At 57.5% G+C, this 19,164-nt stretch carries 15 protein-coding genes; 7 read left to right on the top strand and 8 right to left on the bottom strand.

The genetic code is table 11. From position 1 onward, the window contains the following. Positions 1-37: 37 nt before the first annotated feature. On the bottom strand, positions 38-1,081 hold the full coding sequence (locus PW792_02925) for an alcohol dehydrogenase catalytic domain-containing protein (GenBank protein MDE1160882.1): 1,044 nt from the start codon (positions 1,079-1,081) through the stop codon (positions 38-40). A gap of 13 nt (positions 1,082-1,094) precedes the next feature. Then, on the bottom strand, positions 1,095-1,841 hold the full coding sequence (locus PW792_02920) for a glucose 1-dehydrogenase (GenBank protein MDE1160881.1): 747 nt from the start codon (positions 1,839-1,841) through the stop codon (positions 1,095-1,097). A gap of 84 nt (positions 1,842-1,925) precedes the next feature. Between PW792_02920 and PW792_02915 the strand changes: the two genes are divergently transcribed. Continuing rightward, a complete protein-coding gene (locus PW792_02915; protein MDE1160880.1) occupies positions 1,926-2,408 on the top strand; it encodes a MarR family transcriptional regulator in 483 nt (160 codons plus the stop codon). Between the two features lie 291 nt (positions 2,409-2,699). On the opposite strand, the gene PW792_02910 is transcribed toward PW792_02915, so the two are convergent. The 3 genes from PW792_02910 to PW792_02900 form a co-directional block, all read right to left on the bottom strand. Next, positions 2,700-4,520, bottom strand: a complete 1,821-nt coding sequence (locus PW792_02910; GenBank protein ID MDE1160879.1) for a mechanosensitive ion channel family protein — start codon at positions 4,518-4,520, stop codon at positions 2,700-2,702. Positions 4,521-4,983: 463 nt separating this feature from the next. Next, the gene (locus PW792_02905; GenBank protein ID MDE1160878.1) at positions 4,984-5,538 is read right to left on the bottom strand and encodes a DUF308 domain-containing protein; all 555 of its coding nucleotides are present in this window, start codon (positions 5,536-5,538) and stop codon (positions 4,984-4,986) included. Positions 5,539-5,638: 100 nt separating this feature from the next. Next, the gene (locus tag PW792_02900) at positions 5,639-6,064 is read right to left on the bottom strand and encodes an organic hydroperoxide resistance protein (protein ID MDE1160877.1); all 426 of its coding nucleotides are present in this window, start codon (positions 6,062-6,064) and stop codon (positions 5,639-5,641) included. 217 nt (positions 6,065-6,281) lie between these two features. Between PW792_02900 and PW792_02895 the strand changes: the two genes are divergently transcribed. After that, complete coding sequence (locus PW792_02895; GenBank protein MDE1160876.1) at positions 6,282-7,274, top strand: L,D-transpeptidase; 993 nt, start codon at positions 6,282-6,284, stop codon at positions 7,272-7,274. Between the two features lie 25 nt (positions 7,275-7,299). Here the strand turns inward: PW792_02895 and PW792_02890 are convergent, their stop codons facing one another. Beyond that, positions 7,300-7,947, bottom strand: coding sequence for a TetR/AcrR family transcriptional regulator (locus tag PW792_02890; protein MDE1160875.1), 648 nt, complete (start codon positions 7,945-7,947; stop codon positions 7,300-7,302). 66 nt (positions 7,948-8,013) lie between these two features. Continuing rightward, positions 8,014-9,594, bottom strand: a complete 1,581-nt coding sequence (locus PW792_02885) for a DHA2 family efflux MFS transporter permease subunit (protein MDE1160874.1) — start codon at positions 9,592-9,594, stop codon at positions 8,014-8,016. Between the two features lie 96 nt (positions 9,595-9,690). Between PW792_02885 and PW792_02880 the strand changes: the two genes are divergently transcribed. Further along, positions 9,691-10,341, top strand: coding sequence for a sigma-70 family RNA polymerase sigma factor (locus PW792_02880; protein MDE1160873.1), 651 nt, complete (start codon positions 9,691-9,693; stop codon positions 10,339-10,341). Here the strand turns inward: PW792_02880 and PW792_02875 are convergent. Continuing rightward, positions 10,301-11,920 carry a Na+/H+ antiporter gene (locus tag PW792_02875; protein ID MDE1160872.1) on the bottom strand — a complete coding sequence of 540 codons (1,620 nt, stop codon included), beginning with the start codon at positions 11,918-11,920 and terminating at the stop codon, positions 10,301-10,303. The two genes, PW792_02880 and PW792_02875, sit on opposite strands and share 41 nt — an antisense overlap. Positions 11,921-12,750: 830 nt before the next feature. On the opposite strand from PW792_02875, the gene PW792_02870 reads away from it, so the two are divergent. Genes PW792_02870 through PW792_02855 form a run of 4 tightly spaced genes read left to right on the top strand, consistent with a single transcriptional unit; the run spans position 12,751 to position 19,104 of the window. After that, positions 12,751-13,791, top strand: a complete 1,041-nt coding sequence (locus PW792_02870) for an HlyD family efflux transporter periplasmic adaptor subunit (protein ID MDE1160871.1) — start codon at positions 12,751-12,753, stop codon at positions 13,789-13,791. After that, positions 13,791-16,526, top strand: a complete 2,736-nt coding sequence (gene rbbA, locus PW792_02865; protein ID MDE1160870.1) for a ribosome-associated ATPase/putative transporter RbbA — start codon at positions 13,791-13,793, stop codon at positions 16,524-16,526. Before PW792_02870 ends, rbbA begins: the two co-directional genes overlap by 1 nt. A 2-nt stretch (positions 16,527-16,528) precedes the next feature. Continuing rightward, entirely contained in the window at positions 16,529-17,659 is a 1,131-nt protein-coding gene (locus PW792_02860) for an ABC transporter permease (GenBank protein ID MDE1160869.1), read from the top strand. Beyond that, positions 17,656-19,104 (top strand): efflux transporter outer membrane subunit, encoded by a 1,449-nt coding sequence (locus PW792_02855; GenBank protein ID MDE1160868.1) that lies wholly within the window; start codon positions 17,656-17,658, stop codon positions 19,102-19,104. The genes PW792_02860 and PW792_02855 overlap by 4 nt, the downstream gene beginning before the upstream one ends. Positions 19,105-19,164 lie beyond the last annotated feature (60 nt).

Raw genomic sequence — 19,164 nt, 5'->3', positions numbered from 1 at the left:
GAGATCAGATCCCGGCCCGGTTCACCGTTGAAGCTGTTCAACTCATCTTGATGACCGCACGGCCGTTGATCTTTCCGGCCTCCAGATCATCAAGTGCCAAGAGAGCCTGATCGAAGGTGTACGGGGTGAGGTTTGCCCTGATCCTTCCGGTCTTTGCTAGCGCTACAAGGTCGTGCAGGTTTTTGTGCGTCCCGCTATACGGGCGAGTAATCGAAGCGCCCCATGGAAGCGAGGTGGACAGCTGGTCCGCCTCGAACTGAAAGACGCCGTTACTGAGTCCCGGCACGCGGATGGCTCCGTAAGGAGCAACGACCGCAGCAGCTAACGCCAGCGTGGCGGTGTTTCCTACGATGTCGAAGACCACGTCCGCACCGTAGCCTTCGGTTACCTTCAGCACCTGCGCGGCAACCGCTGGATCGTCGGAGCGGAAGGCATAGGAGACCTTATCCTTGATGGCGGCGAGCAGGTCGTCCTTGATGTCGAGAGCGATGACTGTTGCTCCCGTCAGCTCACGGAGGAGCTCGATGGCGAACTGTCCCAGCCCTCCGATGCCGATGACAACGACCGTCGCTCCTGGACGGAGTAGGTCTTTGGCCGCTTCGATCGAATGGTACGGAACCAGGCCCGCGTCCGGAAGGACAGCTGCAAAGACCGGGTCGAGGCCTGCAGCCGGCACCAGCGCAGATGACGGCACCGCAACGTACTCTGCCATGCCCCCGTTCACGGAAACTCCGGGCGTTGGTGGTGGATAGAACCGCCCCCCGGTGTTGCGGCAGGCGTTCTCCTGGCCCGCAACACACATGCGGCAGATGCCGCAGGACCATACCGGATGGACGACAACCTGGTCACCGATCGAGAAGCGTTGTACGTCGTCGGCAATGTCGACGATCTCTCCCGCAATCTCATGGCCCAGAATGGTCCCGTCCGGAATCATCCGCCTGGTGGATCGCCGAATGTGCACGTCGGTCTGGCAAATGCCAGCGGCGGTAACGCGGAGCAGCACCTGCCCCGCCACAATGTTTGGCTTCGGCACTTCGGTCTGAACCAGATCTCCGACGCCCTTCAGTTGGATAGCTCGCATGTATCTTCCTCCGTTACTGGGCCAGCATGCCGCCGTCGACGATGTGTTCGGTACCGGTGATGAACGACGCCTCATCCGAGGCCAGGAACAGCACAAGATTGGTGACCTCGCCCGGTTCGGCGATGCGCCCTTGAGGAATCAGACTGAGTGCGTCTCCGCCCTTTTCATCGGTTGCCGCCACCATCATAGGTGTCTGGATGAAGCCCGGGTGCACGGAGTTCACACGGATGTTCTTCGAAGCGTATTCGACTGCGGTGGCCTTCGTCATGCCTCGTACCGCGAACTTGCTCCCGACATATGCAAGGTTGGGGAAGCCATAGTTGGCTGCGATGCCCGCAATGGAGGAGATGTTGACGATGGAACCGATGCCCGCCTTCAACATCGAGGGCAAGACAGCCTTCATGCCCAAGAAAACTGATGTCTGGTTGATCGCACAAACCTTCAGGTAGTCCGCTTCGCTGATATCGATTGTCTTTGCGACTGGACCAAGTACGCCGGCATTGTTCACAAGGATGGTGATGGGCCCAAATTCTGCCTCGCCCTTCTGGATAACGGTTGTCCAGTCCTCAGCTCTCGTCACATCATGGTGAAGGAACAAAGCGTTCTTCCCGAGCTTGGCAGCGAGCGCAGACCCTCCATCCTGATTGAGATCGGTCAGGATCACCTTCGCGCCTTCTGCGATGAAGCGCTGGACGTGGGACTCGCCCATCCCCTGTGCGGCTCCCGTAACCAATGCCACCTTTCCCTGCAGTCTGCTCATATGCCATTCTCCCTGCACCCGTCCGCTGGGAGGAGTGCTACTCTTTGTTAGACGCGCCAGATCGTTGATGCGTCAACTATCTTTATGTCTTATAAATCGAGCGACGAATGGGCGGTCGCCCTGACCTGGATGGTTCTTCCAGCCGGGCGCGCATGGCAGAAGGCCGCTGGAGCGGCCTTGGAACGCTTTGGAGTTTCTCTCTCTGTGGCAGCACCGATTCTCGTGGTTGCGCGAATGGGCAACGGGGTCCAGCAGAAGGTTATTGCGTATGAGGCCGGGATCGATGAAGCGGCAGTCGTACGCTCCGTCGATCAACTGGAACGGGATGGATTGTTATTACGCAAACCCGATCCCGGGGACGGGAGAGCGAAAACGATCCATCTAACGCCTAAGGGAAGGGGCTTGGTAAGAAAGCTCGACAAGGTGATTCGGGATCTTCGTGACGATCTGCTGCGGGAGGTCAGTCAGAAGGACGGCATGGCAGCGGTTCGAGTTCTGCGAGAACTGGAGCGTGGCGCGAATCGAAACCTAAGCGGTTCGATCCAGCCCGCGGAAGGCAATCCGTAGCGCTGCCGTGTCGGATAGCCCAGTAGAAGTGCAGAACGCAACTTGGAACCCGCAGTGTCAAGGCGACTCGTCGAACGATTTGGTGCACCCTCCGAAGGCAATTCCAGGACCTGCTCTATACGCAAGTCAAAAAAAGAATGCCACGGATGAACGGCTATCGCACGACATTGCTGTCACAACATTCACTTACATGGCTCCCCAGAGATTGCGTCACGGAACTACGCGAGGAAGCTCAGGCTTCAAGAATCGTTCGCCGGCGATAACACGGATGCGTGCCAACCATTCCGCACCTTAGCCCTTTACGACGGCCCGTACCGTCGGGGGACCATCCACGATGCTAGATATCGTCGTGTTCAGCGTTACCACGTCAAGTACCTGCTGCACGATTTGCTCGTCTATCTCGGAAGCATCATCGATCTCAACCGGATAAAGCACTGCATATTGCAGACCATCCGAGAGCTGCAAGCGTGCTTCTATCTTTGGCGCGTCGAGAGCGGTGTCCATCCATGACTCTACGGTTTTGTGTTGTTGCTCGATCTGTCCTTTGTAGGTGTCGTATACCTTTTCGATCGCGGTCCGAACGGGCTCTGTAGCAACGCGATAATCGCTCCCGGGCTTGAGCTTGAGCGTGAGTTCGTGCCACGCATAGTTCGTTCCCGGGATCTGTTTGTAAATTGGTGTGCCGGTCTGAAAGAGCACAGAGTTCGCAAAAACAGCCACACGGCCCGTCTGGTGCAACTCGGTTCCTGTACCGGTCAATTCCATCATGTAGAAGCGCACGAGACCCACTTCGACCACATCTCCCGTTACGCCTGCCACGGTGATGCGATCGCCCACACGAACGCCATAGCGTCCCACGATAAAGAAGTAGGCGGCGACCGATAGCAGAATGGTTTGCAGTCCCACTGCAATACCTGCAGTGATAAAACCCGCGAATGTAGCCAAGGAGCTGAATTGTGAGACGAATCCCAGGAGCAATACGATGCCGATCAGAAAGCCGATCACGATGCGCCGTATGAGCAACAGCTGTCGCCGCCGCCGAACATCCTGCACGTAGCGAGTTGCCGCCCTTCGCCACACTTCACTGAGAGCAAGAATCAGGAAAAGCGCGATCGCGATCGCCAACACACGTATCAGTAGAGAATGAACGATCGTGCTGCGCTCTGCGTCAACGGCCGCACGCCATGACAGCAGGTTACCGCGCGCCTGCTCCAATAACAGCACCTCTTGACTGATCGGAGTAGACACCGCGGAAATTGTCCTGAAGGCGTCACTAAGCTCGTCGTAGGTTTTCTTTCTTGCCTTCAGATCGACCGACGAAGGAGGGTTCGCGGATCCTGAACCTGGAGCTACCGAAGAATCTGGGTTCGGTTGCGTCTGCAGCTTGCGACCGGCCTCTAGGGTGGCACGGAGGATATTGACCAGGGGCGTTCTCAATTCAAGCGCCTGGTCGTGCAGCTTCTGCGTCTCGGTGATGCGCTGATCAATTGCGCGCGCGGCGCCGAGCAACTGAAAAAGGACCATAGCCTGAGTCGTCACACCCGAATCGTGCAACGATCCGATGGGTTCGATCGTGTTCGCGACCGGCTTCACTTTACCGTCGATCAGCTCCGGTGCCGCATGCTGCAGCGAATCGATGTCGCCCTGCAAGCCGCTGTTTGTTTGTGAATTCGAGATGCCTGAAACCTTGGCCAGAGCTTCAGAGGTGGCTTGAGCCAGTTCGAGCTGACCCTCGACATCCTCTTCATGCTCCTGCAGTGCTGCACGATTCGCAGAAGGAGCATTTTCAATCTGCTGCTTCAATGCATCCCGGCGGTTGAGAAGATCGTTGATCTGTTTTGTCGCGGCAGCTTGGGCGGCGGTCAGCTTCTGGGTTTCACCTTGTTGCGCGTCTGCTGAAGACGAACCGGGCTGCCCCTCAATACGAGCCAGCAGGGCGGCCTCATCTCTCGCCGATTGAAAGGCCAACTGCGCTGCCTGAGTGGCTCCTGCCTGTGCCTGCTCGGCGTACAACATATCGCTCGGCTCCCCCGTTTTCTGGATGGGCGTCACAGCCATACGGTAATAGCGGATAACCTCGTTCAGGTGGGCCAGAATGGCTTTGGACCGCACGTCCACATTGATGCCCTGGGTCAGTGCTGGTGGCAGAGGCTTCGGAAGGGATGCCAGGCGAGCAGCGGTCTCAGGCTTCGGAGCAGTCGGCTGGCCAGGCGCTGAGCCGTTCGCTGTTTGTGTCGCCATCTCCGCAGGAGTAGATGCCTGGCTGGCAGCCTCCTCCACAGTCTTTCTGTCGACGGCGGATGCCTTGAGAGCTTGCGCATTCAGACACGCTCCCGCCAGCACGCACATTGCTGCGGAAAGCAGAACACTTCGAGCCGAAAACTGATACGAAATTCTCATTGTCTCTAATTGAGAGATGTCGACAGCACATCTTGTGTAAGTTGTCGTGCGACTGAGCACGATCGATTCCAGGGTTGATAACCACCGCTCCGGTGTTAGCTTGCTCCACGAATTCAGTGGCTACAGCCCGCGGATATAGCGTAGGTCGAGCGGCTGGGCGAGATCAGCAAAAGCATTAAGCGCGCAAAAGTACGCGGCGAGCCGCTAGTGAAAGGAAGAGTCGCGATAGCCCGCTGAACAGAATCGAGAAGCCGATCAATGTACCGATGACCCAAACGGCGGTCGAAGGCAGATGAAACCAAATCATTGCCGACAGGATCAGCGAGACGACGCCGTCAATCAGCAACCATCCACCGCCGGGTACGCCCCGCGTGCTGAAACCTCCGATAATCTCCACTACTCCCTTGATAAGAAGGTAGGAGCCAAGAAGCAGCGTGAGTGTGACCAGGCCGGCGAGCGGATGAGTAAGGATGAAGATGCCCGCGAAAAGATACGCTCCACCGATGAGGAGTTCCCAGATAAGAGCACCCGCCGCACGTGTGTGCCAGGCAAACCACAGGTGTAGAACTCCAAGAAGGAGCAAGCCCCACGCCACCACGCCTGTCACGGCAACGCCTGCTGCCAATGGGGCCGCCAGTGCCACTAACCCGACGACGATCATTACAACGCTGAGTCCGATAGACCATCCGACCGACTCCCGTGCTATTCCTCTAAGTCCCGCTTCCGCCATAACGTCCTCCTATCGGGCTTTCAAACTGAATCGAAGTGTTGGAGCTGAGCGGTACTCGAATCGCAAGGTCAACTCCGGAACTACCGCTACCTGGTAAAGTTCAGCGTGTTTTCACCGAGAGTGCCACATCAATGTTTCCGCGGACCGCATTGGAGTAGGGACATGCCACATGCGCTGCTTTGACCGCTTCTTCGGCAGTCGACTGATCCACGCCGGCGATCGTCACATCAAGCGCGACAGAAAGGCAAAACCCTCCAGCACCATTTGGTGACATGCTGACGGTCGCGGCAACCTCGACGTCATCGTCCTTGATTTTCTTCTCTTTGTTTCGGGTGACATGGATGACGGCATTGCCGAAGCATGCGGCATATCCGGCAGCAAAAAGCTGTTCGGGGTTGGTGGCATCTCCGCTTCCGCCCATTGTCCCGGGGAGAGCGAGCTTAAGGTCCAGCAGGCCGTCGTCGCTCCGAGCCGTTCCGTTACGGCCTCCTCGCGCGATCACCCGGGTTGAATACAGTGCGCTCATAGTGCGATTCCTCTCCAATCGTTTGGGATTGCAGTAGCTAGTGCTCACTTTCATATGCACTATGCATATCAAAACTATCGTATACCTTCTGAGAATGTACCGTTATGGATTTCGCGGGAAGCGAGTTCAGCGGCAAGTCGGCAGCAACGGCCGGATTTTATGGATGTCGGATAGAATTTTCGTTAATGAGCTCACGCGAAACCGGCAATGGAGGCCAATGGAAATTCGGCAAACACGACGTGATGTACTGCTTGGGGGCCTGAAGTGTGCCCTGCTCTTGTGGAGTTGCCCTCGCAATTCGTGGACTCAGGCAACCGCGCAGGGAATCGATCGCTTCTCCGACGCGGTGCAAAGCTTGAAGCCGGGAGAGTTCCTTTGGGCGCCATCCATTGCCCCGTCCGGACCAATTTTGGCCGTGGTAAGCTTGCCGTCGCAACGGTGTTATGTCTACAGAAACGGCGTGCTTATCGGGATTTCGACCGTATCTACTGGCAAGGTGGGCCATGAGACTCCTACAGGCGTCTTCACGGTTCTCCAGAAGCAGGTCCATCACAAATCCAACCTCTATGACTCGGCGCCCATGCCCTACATGCAGCGGCTCACTTGGTCGGGCGTGGCGATGCACGCAGGCAATCTTCCGGGGTTTCCTGCCTCCCATGGATGCGTCCGGATGCCCATGGCTTTTGCAAAGCTGCTGTATGCCACGACGGCGCTAGGAATGACGGTCGTGATTACGAAACTGGACGAAGTTCCGAGGGTCGCACCCACGCCGGACCTGCTTCAGAGTGAAGCTTCTACGGAAAAAGCGGAGGATGGTGCTTGGATCTGGCAGCCGGAGAAGTCGACGAGTGGTCCAGTCTCGCTCATTCTCAGTGGCGCCGATCGCAGATTGATCGTTCTGCGCAACGGGATTCTGATTGGATCTTCTCCTGTAACGATTGCCGGAGAGATCACAGAAACCGCGGCATATAGCTTGACACAGGTTGATGCCAAAGGATTTCACTGGATGCAGCTACCCCTGCCTGGAGAGAACTGGGTTGGGAGCAAAGAACTGAGCGACTCGGAACGTCGTCGCGTTCACATTCCGGACGCGTTTCGCGCGCTACTGGACGAGGAACTTACTCCAGGGGTGACGCTGGTAGTGACGACGGACTCCCTTCGAACGGGTGCTACCGGCCGCAGCCTGACGGTGTTGGAGGCGCAACCCTGATGTTGACGAGTTCCTCTGCTTTCCCCTATTTCGTCGTAAGCAGCCGATCGAAGATAGAGCAGATCAGCTTGCGCGTCCCCTTGACGGAGATCTCCGATCCAAGCAGGCGTTGGCTCACGGCCATGCCATGGGCGAAGCTAAGCATCGCCATCAGGAACTCGTTCGGAGGCAGGGTGAACTGGATTCCAGGTTGTTGAGCCAGTTTCTTGAGGATCCGCCGCCCATCCTTCAGCATGCTGCGATACAGCTCGATGTAGGTCTGACGCATCTTCTCGCTGCGTAACGCGCCAGCCTCGAATTCTGCTTCCAGAATGATCCATTCCGGATCGGTGACCCGGTCCGCAAGAGCTTCGCGAAGACGCTTCAAGAGGCTCTCGACGGGTTCATCGCTTTCAAGGATCGTTCGGAACACACTGAAACGTTTTTCCTGGTCGTCCCGCACGATGGTGAGAAAAAGGTCCTCTTTGTCGGTGAAGTTGCCATAGAATGCACCCCGGGAAAACCCTGCCTCTTCAGCGATACGTTCCGCAGCAGCGTCTCCGAGCCCCTCACGCAGAATGTGGCGCCGCCCCGTCTCGATGAGGCTGGCGCGCGTCTGTGTCTTGCGCTCCTGGCGGGAAAGACGAGGTTTCCTCGCTGGAGCGGTATGAGTAGAAGCAGATTTCCGAGGCATTTGCGTAGAGTACCAAGTCGCCGATTGTGGCAAGTCAACATTTTATCCGTAGGGAAGAGATTCGCATCAGTGAACAGCTTCCCCCGCAGGGGCCCCTTCGCCGGGACGGTTCTTGCTGAGCATGAACGCCGCCGCGATCATGGCAACGGACATCCACGACAACCATCGATAGATGTCCTGGTAGGCCTGCGCGGCGGCTTGCTGGTTAAGTTGCTGGTAGATCGTTCCCCGGGCCATCTGGACAGCCTCCGGATGGCTGACCATCGTCTGGAAATAACCGGCAAGGGCGTTCACCTGATTCGTGAAGGCAATACTGCCTGGCTGCATCGCCTCTTGCAGCCGCGCCTGGTGGAAGAGCGAGCGATTGGTGACGATGGCGCCCGTCACCGCGATGAAGATGCTGCCGCCCACATTGCGAACGAAGTTGATGATGCCTGACACCTGATTGCTTGCCTCTTTCGGCAGACCGACATAAGCCGCATTGGTGATGGCGATGAAGCAGAACGGGATTGGGATCATCTGGATCACCCGCAGCCAGGAGGCAAAGCCAAAGCTCATCTGCAGGCTTAGGTGGGTGGACGCGTAATAGTAAGCAGCCGCGAAAAAGCAGAATCCGACTGCAGCAAGGTTCCTCGCGGCGAACTTGCTTGTCGCAATTCCCGCCATCGGCATGACGAAGAGGAGAGTGACACCTCCCCACGTGAGCGCCTCCCCGGCACTGGTCGCCGTGTAACCCAGCAACTGCTGGAGGAATTGTGGCTGGAGCACAGTTGCGGCGTTCAATACGCCCCCCACCAGAATCATCAGAGCGCAGCAGATCGCAAAGTTCTTGTAGCGAAAGAGCTTGATGTTCATGATGGGATTCTTCGCGCGCCACTCCCACCAAATCAGACCTACCATGCCGGCCACAAACATGGCCGCAAACGCGCGAATGAAATTGGACGCAAACCAGTCGTTCTCCTCGCCCTTATCCAGGAAGATCTGCATACCACCCATGGCCAATGTCAGAAACGCGAGGCCAATGTAATCCAGCCGCCGAAGGTTGTTGCGATCTGCTCTGATCCAGGGTGGATCTTCGACCAGCCTGGTCACCAGAACGAACGCCAGAATACCGACCGGAAGATTGATGTAGAAGATCCATCGCCAGGAATAGTTGTCCGTGATCCAACCTCCCATAGTCGGTCCGATGGACGGAGCGAGAACGGCGACGAGTCCGTAGAGCGAGAACGCCAATCCGCGTTTCTTCTCTTCAAAGGAGTCGGCCATGATGGCCTGCGCCATCGGCTGAAGACCGCCTCCGCCAATTCCCTGAATGATGCGAGCTAGCAGCAGAATCGGAAGCGATGGGGCGATGCCGCAGAGAAAACTTGCGACCGTGAAGATGATGATGCAGAGCAGGAAGAAGTTCTTGCGCCCGATGACGCTCGAAGCCCACGCTCCGACCGGCAGGATGATTGCGTTCGAAACCAGGTAGCTTGTGAGCACCCACGTTCCCTGGTCCTGGCTGGCCCCTAGATTGCCTGCGATGTGGGGAAGGGCGACATTCGCAATGGATGTATCCAACACTTCCATAAAAGCAGCCAGCGCAACAGTCGCCGCGATAAGCCACGGATTTGCCTTAGGTTGCCATCGTTCCGCATTTGCCATCGTCCGCTCTCCGATAGGTCAATCAATCCTTCATGTACAGTATGTATATCAAATCGTATGTGCAAGGGTCACAATCGTTGAAGCGGATAGGATTCCATGAAATACGAGAATGATGAATCCATCGTTCTACAAGCCTTCAACGGGGATGAGAAAGCCTTTGAAGTGCTGAGCGAGCGCTGGCGCGAACGCCTGCTCCGGACCGCAGAACGATATACACTTAACCGGTCTGAGGCGGAAGATGCCGTTCAGTCCGGACTCTTCAAGGCGTGGCGGAACGTGACTACTTTTCGCAATGAGTCTCTCTTCTCGACGTGGATCACGAGGATCGTCATCAACGAGGTCTATATGATCCAGAGACGTCAGGAACATCGTCGTATCGAGTACTCCGATGAACTGACGACGATGGAGGCTGTTCTTATCCGAAAGGGCCGGCTTCCTGCAGGTGAGTCCATTGAGGAACGGCTCATTCGACAGCAGAGTATTGACCAGGTTCGTTCGGCGATCATGTTCCTGCCGGCTTCCCTCCGGACCATCCTTCAAATCGAGCTTACGGAAGAGGTCCCTCTTCCAGAGGTGGCAAAACGCTTGAATCTTTCGCTGGCAGCCGTAAAATCCCGGCGCCTGCGTGCGCGCCGCGAGCTACAGAAGAGACCGCTGCGTCGGTTTGGCATGGACGCGCGTCGGCCCGTATCCGCGCGTAGACGTCCTACAGCGTCACCTCGCTATTGTCGAGTTTGTGCAGGATGACACGCGCAGCTTCCGAGTCGAGAAGCCTTTCCTGAACCAGGCGGTTGATCTCGTGCCTCTCCGCACGAAGTGCCTCCATGCGAAGCATCCTCTCCTGCTGCCGATGTGTGTTGGCTCTTTCCATGCCCGCCCCGTGACCATCAAGCCCCTCGACCCGCCTGAGATAGTAATCTTTCAGACGGTTCGAAACCGTTGCCACGTCTTCCGGCAGACTGCCTTCCTTCGCCGACTCCTTTTCAAGCTCGTCGAGCCTTCGAATCGCTGCATGAGCGGCAGAGATCCGAGCTCTTCGACTCTGGGACGCGAGAGAGGACTCTGGTGGATCGTGAATCCCTTTCATGACCATAGGCAGCGCCACTGAGGCCGACACGAGGGAAAACAGAATCACGCCGGCAGCCAGGAGAATCGCCAACTGCCGTCCGGGGAAAGGTGTGCCATCGTTCAAGCTGGTGGGCAGTGAAAGTACCGCAGCCAGCGTCACCGCACCCCGAACGCCAGCGAAGGCTGTAGCCACGAGCAGTCTTTTGGGCGTGCGGGTCCGGGTGTCCTCCTTGTGTCTTCTCAGAAGAGAAGTCCATTTCAGGGAGGACCATGACCAGAAGAATCGCAGGAACCCGAGAACGATTGTGATCCCTAAAACAAATGCGCCCAGAACCCAGGGCGAGTGAAGATGATGTTCCTTGATGACAGCCGGAATGCTCCTCGCGATCGCGGGCAGTTGCAGACCGAGAAGGATGAAGATGAGGCCATTGAAGGTGAACTCGATCATGTCGGTGATGACTTCCGACTTGATCCGGGTCTCTGCTTCCGGGATCTCCTGGAGGACAAGATTGCCGATGAATCCAGCTGAGACGGCCGATAAGATGCCAGAGAAACCCATGTGTTCCGCCCCGAGATAGGCAGCAAATGGCAGCAGGAGCGTCATCAGGATCTGGGAAGCTGGATGGGAACCGAGTCTCTTCCCAATCCATCGCTCCCCCTGCATCACGACAAAGGCAATCACTGCCCCGACAGCAATGCCACCCAGTGAAACCTGAAGAAAGGTCATCAGGGCATGTGTCGCGGAAAATACGCCCGTAAGTGCTGCCGCAACCGCGAACCGGAAGCAGACAAGCCCAGACGCATCATTAAGAAGGGCTTCTCCTTCCAGCAGGTGAAGCAGACGAGAGGGGATACGCACTCCTCGAATCGAACCTGAAAGGGCGACAGCATCCGTAGGCGACAAAACGGCGGCGAGGGCGAAACTGGCAGCCAGCGGCATGGATGGAATGAGCCAGTGAATGAAGTAACCGGCTCCGACGACGGTGAACACCACCAAGCCTACAGCCATCCTCAGAATGGGAGTCCTCAGGCTGACAAATTCTGAGCGAGGAAAGCGGTAGGCGTCCACGTAAAGTAGGGGCGCCACAAATAATAGAAGAAACAAGGATGGGTCCATAGCGCTGTGGACGTGAAGAGCCGCCAGAGCTATGCCGAGACCGATCTGCAGGAGTGGTAATGGGATTCGCGATACGAGCGAAAGCACACCCGTTACGCACACTGCAAAAAGCAGAACAAGAATCGTGGTGAGTTGTTCCAAGCGCGGTCCTTCCTCAATAATTCCGCAGGCGCGCATGAGGAGATGTACCCTCCTATGCCCCGCTATGGGTTTGATGAACCCTCGGATAGGACAGTCGCATTTCTGGTTCACTTCACGTATGCAACTTGACCGAAAGGTAGAGGCCCGCGACGACTTCCTTATCGTGACTCACCACCTGAGGCCAGTGGCGCGCTTTCGATGCAGTATGTATATGACACAGGCACTTGTCGGCAGCTTTGGAAGCTTAGGCTCAATTCCTCTAAACGCGAATCCGTCGTGCGTTCGAAAAGACGGTACGGTATCTGCGCCGTCGTCACGAAACCTGAACGTACATGACTCAAGAAACCCCTCTCGTTCAGAACCGCAACGGTACCCTGCGTTCGTTTCGGATGTGATTGGCGTCACAAACCCTGCCTGCGGAGCTTGTTAGGCTTGCATATAGGCTTCTCACACAGCCCCTCATCGATGAACCCGGTTCTACGTACTTCTCATTGCCGTGAGACCCAATTACCACTACCATTCGCCTTTCGTATACAGTATGTATATGGATGCGTATCGCTCGAAAATGTAAGCTCATCCGAAGGACTCCGAGTGAAGTTCTGCGACTTTGCTGCAGCGAGTTGAATCTGAGAAGTACGCGCGGTCGGCCGACAAAATCGTTCTAGTCCGCCCGCGAATGCTATAGTCCAGGACCGGCCGCTGACAGCATGAATGACACCCCTTCTTCGCAACAGCCTCCTCAACCCGCAGCCGGCATTGCCATAAAGCCGCCATCCAGGATCCCCACGGCTCCGTCATCAGTCCACCGCCTGATCAGGGGAATCGTGGCTGTGCTGATTGTTGCTGTGCTGGCTACTGCGGGATACATTGCATGGCTACGCCTGCGGCCGAAGACATTAGGTCCGGCCTTCGCGAGCGGGAACGGACGCGTGGAAGCCACCGAACTGGATATTGCGTCCAAGAATGCCGGACGCATTACCGAGATGCTGGTGAACGATGGTGACTTCGTCACCGCTGGCCAGGTGGTAGCCCGCATCGATACGGATGTCCTTCAGGCACAACTGCAGCAGGCAAAGGCGGAAGAAGCCGAGTCGCGGAACGCGATCGAGGCCGCGCTTTCGGTTGTCGGTCAGCATCAGAGCGAAGTCGCGGCCGCGAACGCTGTTGTCTCCCAGCGGGAGGCGGAGCAGGTCTCGGCCGAGAAGACCGCGGAACGCACCAGGGTTCTGTCCGAACAGCATGCGGCCTCCATCCAGGAGTACGAAGACGACATGGCTCGCCAGAAAGGAAGCGCGGCAGCTGTCCTTGCAGCCAAGGCGCAGGCCGCCGCTTCAAAGGCAACGGTCACCGCAGCGAACTCCCAGGTATTGGAAGCCCGCTCTCATGTGGACGCCGCTATCGCCACGGAGAATCGTCTGAAGTCAGAGATCGCGGACAACGAGCTGCGCGCTGCGCGGTCCGGAAGGGTCCAGTTCCGCATTGCCCAACCAGGTGAGGTCGTCTCCCCGGGCGGCAAAGTCCTCAGCATGGTCGATCTCAGCGATGTCTATATGACCTTCTTCCTGCCGGAGACGGTGGCCGGAAAGGTGGCGATGGGATCTGAAGTTCATATTGTGCTGGATGCTGCTCCGCAGTATGTCATCCCCGCCACCGTATCCTTTGTCGCCAATGTCGCTCAGTTCACACCAAAAACAGTCGAGACCGAAAGCGAGCGCCAAAAGCTTGTCTTCCGCATTAAGGCGAGGATCGATCCCGATCTGCTGCGCAAGCACATTACGCAGGTGAAGTCCGGCTTGCCCGGAGTTGCCTACGTTCGCGTGGATCCCTCTGTGCCTTGGCCTGACAACCTGAAGACAAGGATCACCCAATAATGGCTCAGACCTCTTCCGTGGTGCGCCTTCAAGACGTAACGCATCGTTACGGCAAGACGCTCGCCGCCGAGGGGGTCACGCTGGATATCCACGAAGGAAAGATGGTCGGCTTTATCGGCCCCGATGGAACCGGCAAGTCTACCGTGCTGGCGCTAATCGCAGGAGCACGAAAGATCCAGAGCGGTTCTGTCGAAGTGCTGGGCGGCAGCATGGCGGATAGCGGCCATCGTGAGCGCGTCTGCCCACAGGTTGCGTACATGCCGCAGGGATTGGGAAAAAACCTCTATCCCACGCTCTCTGTGCTCGAAAACATCGACTTCTTCGGGCGCCTCTTCGGTCAATCGAAGTCGGAAAGAACGTGGCACATCGACGAGCTGCTTGAGAGCACAGACTTGTCTGCCTTTCGCGACCGTCCGGCGGGTCAGCTTTCGGGTGGCATGAAGCAGAAACTTGGCCTGTGCTGCTCGCTGATCCATGATCCCGATCTGCTGATCCTCGATGAGCCCACCACCGGCGTCGATCCTCTCTCACGCCGTCAGTTCTGGGAGTTGATCGACCGGATACGCTCGCGTCGTGCCGGCATGAGCGTGATCGTTGCGACCGCTTATATGGAAGAAGCGGAACGCTTCGACTGGCTGGTCGCCATGAATGCCGGCCGCGTTCTGGCCACAGGGACCGCAGCGGAAATACGGCAGCGTACCGGTCAAACGACACTCGACGCAGCGTTCGTGGAATTACTCCCGGAACAGGACCGGCAGGGCCACCATACGCTTGTGATTCCGCCACGAAAGCCGAATGCGGAGGTGGCGATTGAAGCGCGTGACCTGACCCGGCGTTTCGGCAAATTTACCGCCGTCGATCATGTGACGTTGACCGTGGAGCGTGGGGAGATCTTCGGTTTTCTTGGATCGAACGGGTGCGGCAAGTCGACCACCATGAAGATGCTAACCGGACTTCTTCCGGCGACCGAAGGCACAGCACTGTTGTTCGGCAAATCGGTGAGCAGTGACATCGAAACCCGCCGCAATGTCGGATACATGTCTCAGGCGTTTTCGCTGTACACGGAGCTTACGGTCCGGCAGAACCTGGTACTTCATGCGCAGCTCTTTCACGTGCCTAAAGAGCAGATCGATGGGCGTGTGGATGAGATGGTGCAGCGTTTCGATCTGGCCTCGGTCATCGATCAACTTCCTGAAGGATTGCCCTTGGGAATTCGCCAACGCCTGTCGCTCGCGGTCGCAGTCATTCACAAACCTGCGATGCTGATCCTCGACGAGCCGACCTCTGGCGTCGATCCGGTAGCACGCGACACCTTCTGGGAGCTGATGCTGGACCTCTCCCGGAGTGATGGCGTGACGATCTTCATCTCGACGCACTTCATGAATGAGGCGGAGCGGTGTGACCGGATCTCGCTCATGCATGCGGGACGAATCCTGACCACCGGAACGCCCGCCGACTTGGTCGCAAAGAGCGGGCAAAAGACACTCGAGGACACATTCATCCTGTATCTCGAGCAGGCCCAGACTTCCGATGCAAAGCATGATGCCACTCCGGAGACTGCTACTCAACCAGCTCCAACGCAAGCTGGGAACAAAACGCGACAGCACAGGACCTTCAGCCTGCAGCGGTTGCTGAGTTACGCCTATCGAGAGGCGCTGGAACTGCGGCGCGATCCCATCCGCATGACCCTCGCTCTGGGCGGGACGCTGTTGCTCATGTTCATCATTGGTTACGGCATCAATATGGACGTCGACAACCTGACCTTTGCGGTGCTCGACCACGACCAGAGTGCAGCCAGCCAGGACTATGCGCTCAATCTCTCCGGCTCACGCTACTTCGTAGAAAAACCGCCGATTTCGGACTATCAGGAGATGGATCGACGGCTGCGCAGCGGCGAGCTGAGCCTGGCCATCGAGCTTCCGCCGAACTATGGACGCGATCTTCTCCGGGGCGCCCAGCCGGCGATCGGCGTGTGGCTCGATGGCTCCATGCCGCAGCGGGCCGAGACGGCCCTGGGCTATGTGCAGGGCATGCATGGGGACTATCTCTCCGACCTTGCGGTCCATCGCCTCGGCGCCAGCACGGCGGGTCTCTATTCTCTCGAAACAAGGTACCGCTACAACCCGGACGTGGAAAGCCTGATCGCGATGGTTCCCGCAGTGATCCCCCTGCTTTTGATCTTCATTCCGTCCATGCTGACGGCTCTTGGGGTCGTGCGTGAAAAGGAACTTGGGTCGATCCTCAATCTTTACACCACGCCAGTCACGAAGCTCGAGTTTCTACTTGGAAAGCAACTGCCGTACATCGTCGTTGGCATGATTAATTTCGTCCTTATGACCCTTATGGCAGTATTCCTGTTTCGTGTTCCAATCAATGGCAGCCTGCTCGCGCTTGCCACAGGCGCCGTCATCTATGTCACAGCGTCGACCGCCTTCGGTCTGCTCACCTCGACGCTTATGGAAAGCCAGATTGCAGCGATCTTTGGGACGGCTATGGGAACCCTACTGCCCGCAGTCCAGTTTGCGGGGCTGCTGAATCCTGTATCGTCTCTTTCCGGCTTCGGAGCATTCATCGGCCATATCTATCCCACCACACACTTTCTCACCATCTGCCGCGGTGCCTTTTCGAAGGGACTCTCCTTCTCCGATCTGTCTGGATCGTTCTTCGCCTTGCTTGCAACGATTCCGGTACTTACCATCGGCAGCGTCTTGCTGCTGAAGAAGCAGGGAGAGTAGCGATGCTCCGCAGCCTTGGGAATATCTTTCATCTCGGCATCAAAGAGTTCCGGAGCCTGTATCGCGATCCTGCCATGCTGATCCTCATTGCGTGGTCCTTCTCTCTCGGGATCTATGTGGCGGCTCACGCCCAGCCGGAAACGCTGCAACGCGCGCCCGTCGCCATTGTCGACGAGGATCGGTCCCAGCTATCGATGAACATCATCGATAGCATCTACCCTCCCTACTTCAATGCTCCGACAATCACCACGCAGCAGAACGCGGACGCGGGTATGAATGCTGGCCGCTATACCTTCTCCGTGGACATCCCTCCCAACTTTCAGAGGGATGTGCTCGCGGGGCGCTCGCCCGCGGTTCAACTGAATGTAGACGCAACTCTGGTCAGTCAAGCCTTTATCGGTGCAGGCTATCTGCAGAGCATCGTGAGTGGCGATGTCACCGACTTCGCCCGGCGGTATCGTTCGGTCGAAGCAGCCCCTATATCGCTCGAACCGCGCATGATGTTCAACCCTAACCTCACACAGTCCTGGTTTTCCGGCGTGATGGAGATCATCAATAACGTCACGATGCTTTCGATTATCCTTACGGGCGCCGCGCTGATCCGCGAGCGCGAGCATGGAACCATCGAGCACCTGCTGGTGATGCCTCTCACGCCGTTCGAGATTATGGTCTCGAAAGTCTGGTCGATGGCCCTGGTGGTTCTTCTCGCCGCCGCATTCGGACTGGAAGTGATGGTCAAGGGAGCTCTCGGAGTAGTGATCTCCGGTTCCGTGCCGCTGTTTCTTGCCGGTGTGGTGATCAGCCTGCTCGCGACGACCTCCATGGGCATCTTCCTCGGTACGATTGCCCGCTCGATGCCTCAGTTCGGCCTGCTGATGATCCTCATTCTCCTGCCCCTGCAGATCCTCTCCGGTTCACTGACACCACGCGAGAGCATGCCGCTGCTTGTGCAGAAGATCATGCTGGTTGCACCCACCACGCACTTCGTGAGCCTGGCTCAGGCGATTCTTTACCGTGGGGCGGGATTCGATGTTGTGTGGCCACAGTTCCTTGCGATGCTTGGGATCGCCGCTCTCTTTTTTACAGCCGCGCTGGTGCGATTCCGGCGGTCGATTGGATCGATGCAATCATGACGCAGCCTATACAAGCCCACAAGAAACGGGGCCGAAAAACAAAGCCGGCCGAAATTGCCGGTCTTTCTGTCGCCAGCTTGTTATTTCTCAGCGGATGCATGGTTGGCCCTCATTACAAGCGTCCCGCGGTTACGGCCCCTCCCACCTACCGTGACGCAGCACTCGTGACGAAAGATCCTGCGGGACAGGCTTCCGTAGCCGATCTCAAGTGGTCGGAGGTCTTCAAGGATGAGGAGCTGAAAGCCCTGGTGGCCGAGGCGATTAAGAACAACTACGATGTTCGCATCGCGGCGCAACGTATTCTCGAACAGCAAGCGCAGGTCGGGGTGACGAAGGCCCAGATGCTTCCATCAGCGAACGCCGGAGCGGCCTACAGCGCCGTTGGCATTCCCAGCGGCCTGTTGGGCAATGAGTCGTCTCCGAAGTACTACGGTGGCGGATTCACCGCTACAGCAGCGTGGAACCTCGATTTCTGGGGGCTCTATCGGCGTCAGAACGAAGCTGCGCGGGCCGAGCTTCTGGCGACGGAGTGGGGCCGCCGCGCCACGCTCAGCTCCGTCGTGATCGACGTCGCTTCGGCCTATGTCCAGCTTCGCGCTCTCGACGCTCAGCTCGAAATCACGAAGGCCACACTTGATTCCCGGAAGGAATCCCTGCGTCTGGTGAGTCTGCGGGAACGGACCGGAGCGACGACGATGGCCGACGTCCATCAGGCAGAACAGCTTCTTTACGCCGCCGAGTCAGTGCAACCACAGCTCGAAAGCCAGATCCGTGAACAGGAGAACGGCTTGTCCCTGCTGCTGGGACGCAACCCGGGACCTATTCCACGCGGCAAGCGTAATACCGAACAGCCACATCCGGAAGAGATTCCGATGGGCATCCCCTCTCAACTTCTGGAGCGGCGTCCCGACATCCAGAGAGCGGAAGCTGAACTGGTGGCGGCCAACGCCCGCATTGGTGTGGCCCGTGCGCAGTTCTTTCCCCAGATCAGCCTCACGGCGCTTGGAGGAACGTCGACGAGCCAACTGAACAAGCTCTTCGATTCAAGCAGCAGCTACTGGCTTGCCAACGGCTCCATCAGCCAGCCTCTGTTTGCCGGAGGCAAGCTCAAGAACAATCTTAAGGAAGCGGAGGCCACGCAGCAGGAGATGGTGGTCAGCTACCAGAAGACCATTGCCTCTGCATTCCGGGATGTCTCGAATGCGCTAATTGTTTACCAGAAGTCGAAAGAGGACCGTATCGCGCAGGAGAAGCAAACCGAGGCCGCGAGTCAGTCCGTGAAGCTTGCGCGGCTTCGCTACGACAATGGCCGCAGCAGCTACCTTGAGGTCCTTACAAATGACACGAATCTCTTCTCCGCACAATTGAATCTGGCGAGTGTGCAGGAGCAGGAGGCGCTTTCCCTGGTGCAGCTCTACGCCGCACTCGGTGGCGGATGGCAATGACGTTCGCGGCCGCGACCCTGCCGGGCAGGTTCTGGTGCCGTGAAAACAGAAGTATGTGTT

Source organism: Acidobacteriaceae bacterium (assembly GCA_028283655.1).
Classification (GTDB): Bacteria; Acidobacteriota; Terriglobia; order Terriglobales; family Acidobacteriaceae; genus Granulicella.
This window is presented reverse-complemented; position numbering and strand designations above follow the sequence as displayed.